Genomic DNA, 11,722 nt, shown 5'->3' on the forward strand with positions numbered 1-11,722 from the left:
CCAGGGCCCCCGCTTCAGCGCACCAGCTGGTTGAGCTGGATGATGGGCAGCAGCACCGCCAGCACAATCAGCATGACGATCAGGCCCATGGCCACGATGAGCAGCGGCTCCAGGATGGTGGCCAGGGCCAGGGCCCGGCGTTGCACTTCCTGCGACAGCTGACCGGCGGCGCGCTGAAGCATCGCCGGCAACTGGCCGGTCTGCTCGCCGAGCCGGGCGAACATGCTGACCAAGCCCGGGAACCGGGGCTTCTGGGCCAGCGCGGAAGCCAGCGGCGCGCCTTCGCGCACCAGCGCCAGGGTGTCGAGCGCATCGGCGCGCATGGCGCGGTTGTTGAGCGTTTCTGCGGCCGCCTGCAAGGCCCGCAGGATCGGAACCCCGGCCCCGGCCAGCATGGCCAGTGTGCTGGCGAACCGCGCGGCGTTATACCCACGTGCCAGACGGCCGATGACCGGCAGTCGGAGCCAAAAAGCATCAAATTTCAAGCGAAACTGGTCAATACCCAGCGCAAAATGGCCACCTATTGCTACTAAAAAAATAGTAATTGCCATAAGCCAACCATAGCTGCGCACAAAGGCGCTGAGCGCCAGCATCGCGACCGTGAGCCAAGGCAGGGCGCGTTTGGTGCCCGCAAACACCGCGGCGACCTGGGGGACCACATAGCCGACCAGAAAAAGCACGATGACCACCGCTACGAGGGTGACGATGGCCGGGTACAGCGCCGCGCCGATGAGTTTGCTGCGCAGCGTCAGGCGTTCGTCGAGATCGTCGGCCAGCCGCTCCAGAACGGTGCCCAGCTTGCCACCTTGCTCGCCGGCGGCAATGACTGCGACGTAAATGGCTGCGAATTCCCGCGGATGTTGACCCAAGGCCCGCGCGAAGCTGGATCCGGCGTTGACTTCGGCCCGCAGGGCGGCGACGAGATTGCGTTGCACCGGCGTTTCCGCTTCATCGGCCAGTGCGGTCAATGCCCGCTCGAGGGCCAGGCCGGCACCGACCAGACCGGCCAACTGGCGAGTCCAGACCGCCAGGCCGGCGGCGTCGAAAGCCCGTGGTGCGAGCCAGCCAGCGCGTCGGCCGGCCGCCGGGTCGCCCCCGGCGTCGCCCGCGCCCGTGCCCGTAGCAACCGGAGCGACGTCCAGCGGCACCAGTTGCTGTGCCCGCAGCAGGCTGCGGGCCGCGCGGACGGTATCGGCCTCGACGACACCTTTGCGGGTTTTGCCGTCGGCTTGGAGCGCTTCGAATGCGTAGGCGGGCATGGTGGTGTTGGCGACAGTCGGAGCGCGTCAGTCCCTGGTAACGCGCAGCAGTTCTTCGCGTGAGGTAATGCCCTGGGTGACCAGGCGCTCACCGTCGTCGCGCATCAACACCATGCCGTTGGCGAGTGCGGCCGTCCGGATGGCCGCCTCGGCGGCTCGATCATGGATCAGCGCACGTATGGTGTCATCCGCCACCAGCATTTCGAACACCCCGGTTCGGCCGGCATAGCCGCTGCGGCCACAGCGCTCGCATCCCGCGCCGTGACATGCGGTGCAGAGTTTGCGCACCAGCCGTTGCGCCAGAACGCCCAGCAGCGACGAACTGAGCAGGAAAGGCTCGACCCCCATGTCGGTCAGACGGGTCACGGCGCTGGAAGCGTCATTGGTGTGCAGGGTGGCCAGCACCAGATGCCCGGTGAGGGAGGCCTGGATCGCGATCTGTGCGGTTTCGAAATCGCGGATCTCACCGATCATGATGACGTCGGGGTCCTGGCGCAGGATGGCGCGCAGCGCGCGGGCGAAGCTGAGCTCGATTTTGCTGTTGACCTGGGTCTGGCCGACGCCGGGCAATTCGTATTCGATCGGGTCTTCCACGGTCATGATGTTGCTGACCGAGGCATCCAGCCGCTGCAGTGCGGCATACAGGGTGGTGGTTTTGCCCGAGCCGGTCGGACCGGTGACCAGAATGATGCCGTGGGGCTGACCGATCAGTTGGGTGAACCGCGCCAGCACCGGCCCTTGCATGCCGATGGACTCCAGGCTCAGGCGGTGGCCGGACTTCTCCAGCAAGCGAAGAACCGCGCGCTCGCCATGGGCGCTGGGCAGGGTCGAGACCCGGACATCGACCGCGCGAGTGCCGATCCGAAGGCTGATTCGTCCGTCTTGGGGCAGTCGCTTCTCGGAGATGTCGAGCTCGGCCATGATCTTCAGGCGCGAAATCAGCGCGGCATGCAGCGCCCGATTGGGCTGAACGACCTCGCGCAGGTTGCCATCGACCCTGAATCGCACACTGGAGTGGCGCTCATACGGTTCGATGTGGATATCGCTGGCGCCGTCGCGGGCCGCCTGCGTCAGCAAGGCGTTGAGCATGCGGATGATGGGCGCGTCGTCGCTGGTGGCCAGAAGATCTTCCACCGCCGGGAGCTCTTGCATCATGCGCGACAGGTCCGCGTCACTTTCCACCTCGCTGACCACCGCCGCTGCACTGGACTCCCCCCGGGCATAGGCGGCGGAGATTCGCTGGGCCAGTTCGGCGGCGTCCAGCGCACGCAGGCGGGGCGCCATGTCCTGGCCGTGTCGGCGGATGACCTCCGACAATGCCCCGGGGTCCGGGCTTCCGTTGTGCCACAGGGTCGGCTCTTCGTCGACTTCCAGCAAGAGCTGGGCGCTACGGGCAAACGAATAGGGCAGGGGGTACAGCATGGCCGTTCAGGGGCGGTTGCTGGCCGCGCCTGTGGCGGGCCGAAGCGGCGGCATGACCGGGGCGTCGGCGATCGGCAGCAGTGCTTTTGCGGCCGGTTGGCTGTCTTTTTGCAGCGAGCGCATCAGGTCGTACCGGTCCAGGGACAGCGTGTCGGCCGAGGCGCCGTCGCGCATCACGACCGGCCGCAGGAACACCATGAGATTGGTTTTCTTGCGGCTGCGCGACTCGGTGCGAAACAGGTTGCCCAGAACCGGCACATCGCCGATGCCGGGAATCTTGTCTTCATTGCCGGCGTATTCGTCCTGCAGCAGGCCGCCCAGCACCACGATGGAACCATCATCGACCAGTACGTTCGACTCGATCGACCGCTTGTTGGTGATCAGCCCGGCGGATGAGTTCACCGACGAGGCGAGCACACTGCTGACTTCCTGGAAGATTTGCAGCTTGACCGTGCCGTTTTCACTGATCTGGGGCTTGACCCGCAGTGTCAGGCCGACGTCCTTGCGCTCAATGGTCTGGAACGGATTGACAGCGCCGCTGCCGCTGTTGTTGTTGGTGTATTGACCCGTCACAAAGGGCACGTTCTGGCCAATGACGATTTTGGCCTCTTCGTTGTCCAGCGTGAGCAGGTTGGGGGTGGACAATATGTTGCCAGCGCCGTTCTCCTGGAGAAAGCGCGCCAGAAAGCCCAGCACATAGACCCCGTTGGTACGCTGGAAGAGACCGAGATTTGCGCCCGTGGATGGCGCAACTGTTCCCGCCGCGCCCTGGAGGGCCAGGCTCAGAATGTTCTTGCCACCGGTGCCGAAATTGGTGCCCAGAACGCCAACCACGCTGTCTCCGGATTTGCCGACCGGGCCCTGCCACTGAATGCCGAATTCCGCTGCTTTGTCCGCATTGACTTCGGCGATCAGGCTCTCGACATAAACCTGTGCGCGGCGTGCATCCAGTTTGTCGATGACCGCCCGCAGCTGTCGGTATTGCGGCTCGGGGGCGGTAATCACCAATGCGTTGGTGGCGGCGTCTGCCTGAATCTGGCCACCGGTGCTTGACTGGCCGGCCGCAGCCGACGCGCCTGCCGAATTGGCGCCGGCGGGTGCCGGTGTGCCCGCCGGTGCTGACGCGCTGCGGGCGTCAGCACCCAGGGCTGCGCGCAAAGTGGCCGCGAGTTTCACGGCGTCGGCGTTCTTCAGGTAGACGACATGGATGTTTCCGGCGGCCGAGCCGTCGCGGCTGGAGGGCTGATCGAGTCGGTCGATCAGGGAGCGCACCAGTGCAGCCCGCGCCGGATTGGCGGCTCGCACGATCAGGGCGTTGCTGCGGCTTTCCGCCAGGATGGTTGTCTTGAACGACGTGTCAGCCTGGCCCTGGGGCGCCGCAGCCGCAGCACCGGATTCGATCAGGCGGGTGACGATTGGGGCCAGATCGGAAGCGATGGCATGTCGGAGCGCAATGATTTCCAGATCGGTGGCATTCGAGATGTCAAGCGCAGCGATGATGCGTCCGATACGCTGCAGGTTGTCGGCGTAGTCGGTGATGACCAGGGAGTTGTTGCCGGGGTTGATGTTGATGGTGTTGTTGGGACTGATCAGGGGACGCAGGACCGGCACCAGGTTGTTTGCCGTCTCGTGATTGAGCCGGAAAATCTGCGTGACCAGCTGACCGGAGGCGGCCGGTGCGCTGCCAACCGACACCGGGCCCGCTTGCAACTTGGCATCGGTTTCGGGAACAACCTTGTACAGGCCGGCGCTGTCGACCACGGTGAAGCCTTGCATGCGCAGCGCGGCCAGGAACTGGTTCCATGCCACCGCCGGGGCAACGGCGCGTTCGGTGCTCAGGTGGATCGTCCCCTTGACCCGGGGATCGACAATGACCTGGCGGCCGGTAATCGTTGCCATGGTTCGAGCGACGGCTTCGATTTCCGCGCCGGCGAAGTTCAAGGTGACCTGATTGCCGCGCCTGACGGCGCCATCATCAGACCAGGCCACCGGAGCGCCCAGGGCCAAGGCGGCCGCAACAGCCAGAATGGAGCCGGATCGGCCAAGCGGGCTGGCGTGTCCGGACGGCATTGTGCGAAGGCGAACAAGCGGATCGGCGTTCATGTGGTTATCCAATGGTGATGATCGAGCGGGGGCCGCTGCGACGCCCGATGATATTGAGCAGATTCGACAAAGCGTCTTCAAACGGCGGCTCGGCGGACGCTTCCCCGGTGAATCGCAGGCGCGATCCGACCCACTGGCCTTGTCCGCTGAACTGCAAGGCGCCCTGAACCGTTGTTACGTTCAGCGAGACCGGCGCGCCACCCAGCAGTTGCACACGGTACGTCCCCATCGGCCGGATGGTCGAGAGGCGGGATGACATGTCTCGTGCGGTGAACACGGCCTGCCCGGTCAGCGCCATGCGCCCACCGGCAAAAGTGATTGTCAGGGCCTGTGTGGCCAGTTCGATTGTGCCTTCGGGTTGCAGGGTGTTCCAGGGGGCTCCCAGGCCGCTGAGGAGTTGGGCCGGCCACCGTGAAGTAGCCGCGCCGGTCGTGGGAATGCTGGCGTCGACCACCCGGACCGATGCCGTCCGCCAGCCGGCATCCAACTGCAGTTGCAGGGGCTGCGCCGTGCAACACTGCGAAAACAGCCGCAGGCCGAAGCCGCTCCAGGTCGGATGAACAGACCATTCAACCCGCCCCGGTAGCGCAAGGCCATCCTTGCTTCCGGTGCCGCCTGTGAGCATCCACCGGGAAGAGCCGCTCCAGACCGTTCCGCTTGCGTCGGGGAGCCGAATCCGGCCATCGGTGGCCACTTCGACCGCGTAGGCCAACCAGCCGGCGGGCGCCTGTACGACAAGGGTCGCAATCGATCCCACGAGCAGTCCCAGCACCGCGGAGCGCCAATGCGTTTGCGGGACCGCGCGGTCTCGGACCCTGGATCCGGGCGCGTGAACACGCGTGCGGCTGAACAGGGATTTCATCGGACCACGAGGGAAAGGCTGATCGATCCTTCCCACAATGCAGGGGCCACGGCCGTGGTTCTGCGCAGCTGTACCTGGGATGGCATGGCGCGCGCATTGACACGGACCTGTATCAACCAATCGGCCAGCGCCTCGGCGGTGACCGATTTGACCGACACAACGACCCGTTCACCCTGGACCGTCACCTGGGAGTTGGCACCCAGACGGATCTTGGTCGACGATTCGATCTGACGGAGAGCCTCTTCGCGTGCAATCGGCGCCAGCGATTCGATGGATCTGGCCTGTTGCTCGATGAGCTGGACCTGCTGCAGTTGCTGCTCCAGCGCGGATCGCGTCGCGGGCGCCTCGCGCAGGGTTTTGATCGCCGGTTGCAAGGCAACCCACCAGAGCGCTCCAGCACCGACTACCAGCGTGGCAAGTGCCACCAGGATGCGCTCTCGCGGCGCCAGGCGGGTCCAAGTTGCCCTAAGCCAGGTGGACCACGCAGCGGATTGTTGCGAAATCGGTTTCATCGGCTTCTCCCCTCGCTCAGCACGAGTCGTTCGCCGTCCTGTACCAATTGGTACCCCTTGGCCCGCAGCCGCGATTCGAGTTCATCGCGGCTGGCACCGTCCTGGCCGATCACGGTGGTGCGCAGGGACTGGCCGTCGTAGTCCAGTTGACCGATCCGGGCGTTCGCGGCCAGGCTGTCTCCCATCGCCGTCAGCATGGTTTCAAAGTCCCCCGGCCCCGGTATGCCGGAGCGTTGGCGCAGTTGGGCCAGTTCCCGCTGCATCTGAACCGGGGCATCAACCACCAGTTTGAGGGAGGGAAAGGCGCGACGGGCCGTTTCGACAACAGTGTCCCGGGTACTCTGCTGCTGACGGCGTTCGTTCCATGCCCAGACGTTGAGCCCGACAATCTGGCTTGCCAGCAGCGCCAGGAGTCCCCATCGCGCGGCCCGCCAATGCGGTCCCTGCGCCAAGGCATGCCCGACTTGCCCCAGTGTTTTCGCCAGCCGCGCCTTGCCGGTCGTGGCGAACTGGAATTGGGCCAGATCCCATTCGGTGTCGAGCCGACTGGTGATGTATTGGGCGCGGGAAATCGGAGCAACCGGGTGTCCCAGGACGGATTCGGCGGCGGCAACGACGTCGGACTCTGCCGTGAACCGTGGAGAGTCGGCCGCTATGGCCGCTGCAACAGCCACGGTCTGGCCAGGTGACTCCAATGGAATCGTCAAGGACCCGACGGATTCCTGCAGGTTGGTCATGACCAGCCAGGGACCTTGTGAGGAGCTGGTGACATGCACCCACGCCGGGCCTTCCCCGGGTGCGGCCTCAGGAACAATCCGTCCGACTCGACGTCCGCTTGCTTCGAGGCCGCGTAAATGACCGGCAAGCCAGAGCGCGTCACAGGCGCCAATCCAGTATTCGCCCGTTTCAGATGCTCGTGGGGACAAAGAGAAATGCAGGGCTGACGGTTCATCGAGCAGGCGTTCCTCCAGGATGCCCTCGATGACCTGCCGTGTCCTTTGTTTGTCTTTCAGTACGGCCGCCGGCATTTTGGCCCGATGCCAGCTTAATGCGCGGCTTGGGACCAACAGATCGATGTGAGATGCCGCGGGTATCAGCGCAACCGCCGACTGTGTGTGCTGTTCGGGTGTGCCTGCGCCGGTGTACTGGACGTACTCGTACGAAGGCGTTGCCTCAGCGGTCGTCAGGGGAAGTATGAGTACAAGAGCCATGGTTTCGGAGGTCGCAGCATTGTAGAGAGGCGATGTGAATGCATTCGCAGTGCTTGGCGCTCAGGTCAGGTTGCCGGTGCAACGGGCACCCGCTCACGCCACCGGGTGCGCACTGTCAGGCCATCGCGTTGCACCAGTGAACGCTCCTCGACGATCAGGTCATCCAGACGCAGGCGCCCACGGACTTCGAAGTACCGGGTGGATACACCAATCAGCGCGCTGTCCACGGCATCCAGGCCTGGCACAATCCGCGCGGCTTCAGCCAGACTGCGAAACGCGTTGCGTTGCCGCTCCGTCACCAGACGTTGCGCCTGGGCCATGTCCAGCCAAGGAACCGTCGCGTGAATCGCGGCTGCGCTTGCCGTATTGATATTGAGCGGCGTGCGCTCCGGCAGCAAGCTGATGTAGGGGCGCAATCGCTCGAGGTTTTGCGCCGATACTCCGAGCCAGAGCAGATCGTCCACGCGGCTGGGCATCAGTGGGACGCCCGCGGGCGGCTTGCCGTCAGCTCCGGTGGTTCCGATGGCGGCACGGTGAAGTGCTTCGGCCATGACCCGCACCTGTCCGACCGGGAGACCCAGATGTTCGAAAAATTTCTCGAAGGTGCGAACCCCCGTCGCGGAGATCTCTTTGCCCTCAATGAGATTGCCAACGTTGAGTCGCCCCTGCAAGTCAACAATGGAACCAGACAGGAAGGCGTCTCGCTGATCGTCCGTGACCTGTTGATCGGCGGAAAGAAATGTAGAAAGCCGCGCTTCCTCCAGCGGAACCGCCCAGGGCTCGGCCAGATGGTCGGCGCCGCCACTGCGCGCATCCTCGCGCAGGATCAGCCGAGCCCAATCCAGGGCTCCAACGAGCAACCAGGCGCTCTGGGTGCGTGAACGTTCAGCTTTTTCCGTTTCCGCCGCGCGCCACTGCTGCCAGAGCCCGGCGGCCGCCAAAGAGGCCACCAGCGTGACCGTGAGCATCGCCATCAGAAGGGCCGCTCCCGATTGACAACGTAGTGGCGCAGGACGGGCCGGTCGGGTCATGAACGGGTCCGGTTCAAGGCCGGACGGACCCAGTCGAGCGTGACCGGGCCGCTAGCCGCTTGTCCCGGGGACAGTTTCAGCACGAGCCTGATGCCGTCCGGGAGCGACGCGGCGGCGGTGGGAGTCCCCGCACCGGTGGGTGGGGTGGCCGCCCCGCCAGCGCCGTCGCTGGAAAGCGGGTTGGTCCAGGTGTCGCCGCGAAAATAGAAAACCTGCCACTCGTCGATGGGCAGGACCGCCACCTCCCGACGTTTCTGCGCCTCGCCGGGGTTCGCTATCCAGATTGATGCTTCAGACCAGGCGCTTTCCCATTCCGCCCGCGTTTTGACGGGGGCGGACTGCCATCGGCGCCACTGTCCATCCCGTAGAGTCCAGGCGACCACCTGCAGCCCCGATCTGCCAGGCTGGTCAAACCGTCGCACCAGGCGGAGCGAACGCCCGTTCCAGTCCAGAGGCGCCGTAGCGGGCAGCTCTTCCAGGGACTCAAGATCGGTTCGCCATTGGGCGAACGCCGCCTGCATCACGAGCAACTCATCGGACCGTGTTTGCCCCGTCTCCTGGGAGCGCGCCATGCTGTCCAGGCCACGCCAGCTCATGGTAGCAAGCAGCGCCATCACCGATATGGCAACCAGCACTTCAACCAGGGTAAAGCCGACCATTGCGGTCCGCGATCGCTTGCCGGAGTGGATATCCATCAATGTCGCCCCACAATGGTCGAAAATTGCAGCAGGTACACCGCTTCCCGGCTTACCCGCGCGTCGACGCGGCGGAAACCGGGGTTGGGCGTGGGCCGAACGCTCACCAGTACCCCGTAAGCACGACCCGCCTGTTGGCATTCGCTTTCGCTGTCGCCGACGCCAGGCAAGTTGCCCGAAAGGCGCAAGCGGGCCAGAGCATTCTCGGCGCATATCTGCGCCAGCATGGCGTCACTCTGGCGTTCACTGTTCTGAATCAGGGTGTTGGCGCTGCGAAGACCTGCGGCCAGAGAAACAGCGACTATTGCCAAGGCAACCAGTATCTCTACCAGCGTGAACCCGGCCATGTCGGGGGCCTGTACACGATGGAGGTCTGAGCTGCAGGTCACTCGGGTGAATCCGAAATCCGAAAAGGCCGCAGGCCATCGGTTGCGATCCGACGCCTTGCCGATGGGGATTCGGAATGCCGCAACTCCACAAACTGCGGTTCAAGAATCGGCTCCGGACCCAGGGTAATCGGGCGCTCGGATTCGGCGCGGATCGACGAATTGGACCAACGTTCCGGCAAGACCCCTTTGGGAACACCGGCGAAATGAAAACCATCGACCGTCGTTGTCCAGGTCACCGGGACCCCGCTGGCGCGCGATTGCGCGCGAGCGGATTCAAATAGGGCGCTCAGGCGCACAGCCTCCCGCTCCAGTGCCGATTCCGCCGGGTCGGGGATGGCCATGGTGACGCCAACGGTTCCCAATGCGATGATGACCAGAACAACCAGCAACTCGAGCAGTGTGAAGCCACGCCAGCGTTTCTTCGGCGACATGGGTTTGCCGATGTGCGGAACTATTGCCAACTGCCGATGTCGGCATCATTGCCTTCTCCACCGGCTTTGCCGTCAGCCCCGAGTGACATGACGTCGATTTCGCCTTTGACGCCCGGGTTGAGGTATTGGTATGGCCTTCCCCATGGGTCGTTGGGGAGCTTTTCGAGATAGGGGCGCCAGTTCCCGGGTATCGGGGTGGCGCCGGGTTTGCGGACCAGGGCCTCGAGGCCCTGGTCCGAAGTGGGATAGCGTTGGTTGTCCAGCCGGTAGAGTTTCAGGGCCTGAACGATGTTGTTGACATCGGTGCGCGCAGCGGTTCCGCGTGCGTCGTCAGCGCGATCGAGCACGTTGGGCACGATCAGCGCGGCGAGGACGCCGATGATGACCAGCACAACCATCAACTCAATCAACGTGAAGCCGCGTCTCTTTCGCGGAGTAGGGGAAACAGTTTTTTTCATAAACCGGGTTTTCTGGATTTGCCGGGTCGTGGCCAGTCTCAGGTGAGGGCTGGGGCTGATGGCTTCAATCATAATCGCCGCCATGAGCCGCTACATGTCCAAAGTTGCGCCTTCCCTGATCACTTTTGTGGTGTGGGCGGCTGTTGCCACGAGTGTGATTGGGTGGGGCTTGAAGATACGACATGCCACTGCCCCGTCGCAGTTGGCAATGCCGGTATCTGCGGTCGGCGCAGAAGTTACGCCGGCGACTTTGGCCCGCAGCCTGGGTGGGGGTGGACAAACCGCGCAGCCAGGCAACCCTGTTTCTGGTGGGGATCGAGGGCGATTCGGGTTGGTGGGCGTTGTCGCCTCGGGTGAGAGCAGCGGGGTCGCGCTCATCGCGATCGACGGAAAGCCGGCACGTCCTTATCGCGTGGGGGCCGAGGTCGCAGATGGATGGGTCGTCGAGAAACTGGGTTCGAGGAGTGCGGTTCTGGGGCCACTTAAAGGTCAGGGGGGCAAGCTCGAAATCGCAATGCCTCCCCTGGAGGCGCGCCGCTGACCGCAGGGGAGCAAGGCGCAGGTGGATTCTCAGCGCAGATCGCCGTATTGAGTCGGGCCCAGTGGGGCAAAGTGGTCCGATTCGTCACTGAGCACTTGTGTCTCTGCAATTTCGGTGGTTTCTTCGCCAGTCAGGTGTCTCGAACCCGGTCGCACGGCCAATGGATCGGGGAATTCCACTGGCGTGGTTTTCGCGCCTGACTGCACCTGGGAGCGAGCGCTTGTCGGGACATTGCTTGCGGCCAACGCTTGTTTCAGCCGATGAATTTCATCCGGTGCAATCGGATCGTGACGAGCATGCCGCGTCGGGGCCGGCACAACGGCCGGCTCAGTCGCACTGGTGGCATGCAAGCTGCCATCAGTTGCCAGACTTTCGGATTTTTTTGGACTCCGAATGCGCCAGTACACGGCTCCAACTGTGATGTCATATCGTGCCTTCGCCGTTTGCACGATCAGGTTTTCGATCTCGATGAATCGGTCGAGTTCGGCGGACAACTGTGGAGCAAGCTCCATCATCACCAAGAATTGACGCCCTTTGTTGTCCGTGGCAAGTACTTTGAACTGGAATCCACTGCTAAGTACGCCCATCTTGACCATGGATTCGCGCACAAGCTTGTGCAGAAGCTCGCGCAAGCGAGCTCGTTCAGCGCGATAGTGGGCGGCCGTTCGGGCTTTTGAGTCCGATGGGCCAGCCTCAGACGCGTTTTTTTCCCCCGTACCTGGTGATTCGGGTTCAGCAGGCTTGCGCCCGAGCCAGTTGAACAAAGCCATGGGTCAGGATTCTATTGAAAGGTCCGTCTGAGCACCAG

At 63.9% G+C, this 11,722-nt stretch carries 13 protein-coding genes; 1 reads left to right on the top strand and 12 read right to left on the bottom strand.

Annotation, left to right across the window (positions count from 1 at the left end):
• Positions 1-14 precede the first annotated feature (14 nt).
• From gspF to gspG, 11 genes are all read right to left on the bottom strand, one after another.
• Complete coding sequence (gene gspF / locus AC2EBU_RS10455) at positions 15-1,259, bottom strand: type II secretion system inner membrane protein GspF (protein ID WP_484610362.1); 1,245 nt, start codon at positions 1,257-1,259, stop codon at positions 15-17.
• Between the two features lie 27 nt (positions 1,260-1,286).
• The gene (locus tag AC2EBU_RS10460) at positions 1,287-2,681 is read right to left on the bottom strand and encodes a GspE/PulE family protein (protein WP_484610363.1); all 1,395 of its coding nucleotides are present in this window, start codon (positions 2,679-2,681) and stop codon (positions 1,287-1,289) included.
• A gap of 6 nt (positions 2,682-2,687) precedes the next feature.
• Positions 2,688-4,751: a type II secretion system secretin GspD gene (gene gspD, locus AC2EBU_RS10465; protein WP_484610576.1), complete on the bottom strand. Its 2,064-nt coding sequence runs from the start codon at positions 4,749-4,751 to the stop codon at positions 2,688-2,690.
• Positions 4,752-4,788: 37 nt separating this feature from the next.
• On the bottom strand, positions 4,789-5,541 hold the full coding sequence (gene gspN / locus AC2EBU_RS10470; protein ID WP_484610364.1) for a type II secretion system protein N: 753 nt from the start codon (positions 5,539-5,541) through the stop codon (positions 4,789-4,791).
• Between the two features lie 101 nt (positions 5,542-5,642).
• Positions 5,643-6,158, bottom strand: coding sequence for a type II secretion system protein GspM (gene gspM, locus AC2EBU_RS10475; RefSeq protein WP_484610365.1), 516 nt, complete (start codon positions 6,156-6,158; stop codon positions 5,643-5,645).
• Positions 6,155-7,369, bottom strand: a complete 1,215-nt coding sequence (gene gspL / locus AC2EBU_RS10480; protein WP_484610366.1) for a type II secretion system protein GspL — start codon at positions 7,367-7,369, stop codon at positions 6,155-6,157. The genes gspM and gspL overlap by 4 nt, the downstream gene beginning before the upstream one ends.
• A 65-nt stretch (positions 7,370-7,434) precedes the next feature.
• On the bottom strand, positions 7,435-8,400 hold the full coding sequence (gene gspK, locus AC2EBU_RS10485; RefSeq protein WP_484610367.1) for a type II secretion system minor pseudopilin GspK: 966 nt from the start codon (positions 8,398-8,400) through the stop codon (positions 7,435-7,437).
• A complete protein-coding gene (locus AC2EBU_RS10490) occupies positions 8,397-9,095 on the bottom strand; it encodes a PulJ/GspJ family protein (RefSeq protein ID WP_484610368.1) in 699 nt (232 codons plus the stop codon). The genes gspK and AC2EBU_RS10490 overlap by 4 nt, the downstream gene beginning before the upstream one ends.
• The gene (gspI, locus tag AC2EBU_RS10495; RefSeq protein WP_484610577.1) at positions 9,095-9,442 is read right to left on the bottom strand and encodes a type II secretion system minor pseudopilin GspI; all 348 of its coding nucleotides are present in this window, start codon (positions 9,440-9,442) and stop codon (positions 9,095-9,097) included. The genes AC2EBU_RS10490 and gspI overlap by 1 nt, the downstream gene beginning before the upstream one ends.
• Positions 9,443-9,480: 38 nt before the next feature.
• The gene (locus AC2EBU_RS10500) at positions 9,481-9,915 is read right to left on the bottom strand and encodes a prepilin-type N-terminal cleavage/methylation domain-containing protein (protein WP_484610369.1); all 435 of its coding nucleotides are present in this window, start codon (positions 9,913-9,915) and stop codon (positions 9,481-9,483) included.
• Positions 9,916-9,935: 20 nt separating this feature from the next.
• Entirely contained in the window at positions 9,936-10,373 is a 438-nt protein-coding gene (gspG, locus tag AC2EBU_RS10505; protein WP_484610578.1) for a type II secretion system major pseudopilin GspG, read from the bottom strand.
• A gap of 82 nt (positions 10,374-10,455) precedes the next feature.
• Between gspG and AC2EBU_RS10510 the strand changes: the two genes are divergently transcribed.
• Positions 10,456-10,914 carry a type II secretion system protein N gene (locus AC2EBU_RS10510; protein WP_484610370.1) on the top strand — a complete coding sequence of 153 codons (459 nt, stop codon included), beginning with the start codon at positions 10,456-10,458 and terminating at the stop codon, positions 10,912-10,914.
• Positions 10,915-10,943: 29 nt separating this feature from the next.
• Here AC2EBU_RS10510 and AC2EBU_RS10515 read toward each other — a convergent pair whose 3' ends face one another.
• On the bottom strand, positions 10,944-11,684 hold the full coding sequence (locus tag AC2EBU_RS10515) for a hypothetical protein (RefSeq protein WP_484610371.1): 741 nt from the start codon (positions 11,682-11,684) through the stop codon (positions 10,944-10,946).
• Between the last annotated feature and the right edge of the window lie 38 nt (positions 11,685-11,722).

This window comes from Curvibacter sp. T50, assembly GCF_057219955.1.

Excerpts from the sequence above, each read along its gene's own strand:
- gspI (WP_484610577.1), bottom strand. The coding sequence starts at position 9,442 with ATGGCCGGGTTCACGCTGGTAGAGATACTGGTTGCCTTGGCAATAGTC.
- AC2EBU_RS10460 (WP_484610363.1), bottom strand. The coding sequence starts at position 2,681 with ATGCTGTACCCCCTGCCCTATTCGTTTGCCCGTAGCGCCCAGCTCTTG.
- AC2EBU_RS10510 (WP_484610370.1), top strand. The coding sequence starts at position 10,456 with ATGAGCCGCTACATGTCCAAAGTTGCGCCTTCCCTGATCACTTTTGTG.
- gspG (WP_484610578.1), bottom strand. The coding sequence starts at position 10,373 with ATGAAAAAAACTGTTTCCCCTACTCCGCGAAAGAGACGCGGCTTCACG.
- gspD (WP_484610576.1), bottom strand. The coding sequence starts at position 4,751 with ATGCCGTCCGGACACGCCAGCCCGCTTGGCCGATCCGGCTCCATTCTG.
- gspF (WP_484610362.1), bottom strand. The coding sequence starts at position 1,259 with ATGCCCGCCTACGCATTCGAAGCGCTCCAAGCCGACGGCAAAACCCGC.
- AC2EBU_RS10500 (WP_484610369.1), bottom strand. The coding sequence starts at position 9,915 with ATGTCGCCGAAGAAACGCTGGCGTGGCTTCACACTGCTCGAGTTGCTG.
- gspM (WP_484610365.1), bottom strand. The coding sequence starts at position 6,158 with ATGAAACCGATTTCGCAACAATCCGCTGCGTGGTCCACCTGGCTTAGG.
- AC2EBU_RS10490 (WP_484610368.1), bottom strand. The coding sequence starts at position 9,095 with ATGGATATCCACTCCGGCAAGCGATCGCGGACCGCAATGGTCGGCTTT.
- gspK (WP_484610367.1), bottom strand. The coding sequence starts at position 8,400 with ATGACCCGACCGGCCCGTCCTGCGCCACTACGTTGTCAATCGGGAGCG.
- AC2EBU_RS10515 (WP_484610371.1), bottom strand. The coding sequence starts at position 11,684 with ATGGCTTTGTTCAACTGGCTCGGGCGCAAGCCTGCTGAACCCGAATCA.
- gspL (WP_484610366.1), bottom strand. The coding sequence starts at position 7,369 with ATGGCTCTTGTACTCATACTTCCCCTGACGACCGCTGAGGCAACGCCT.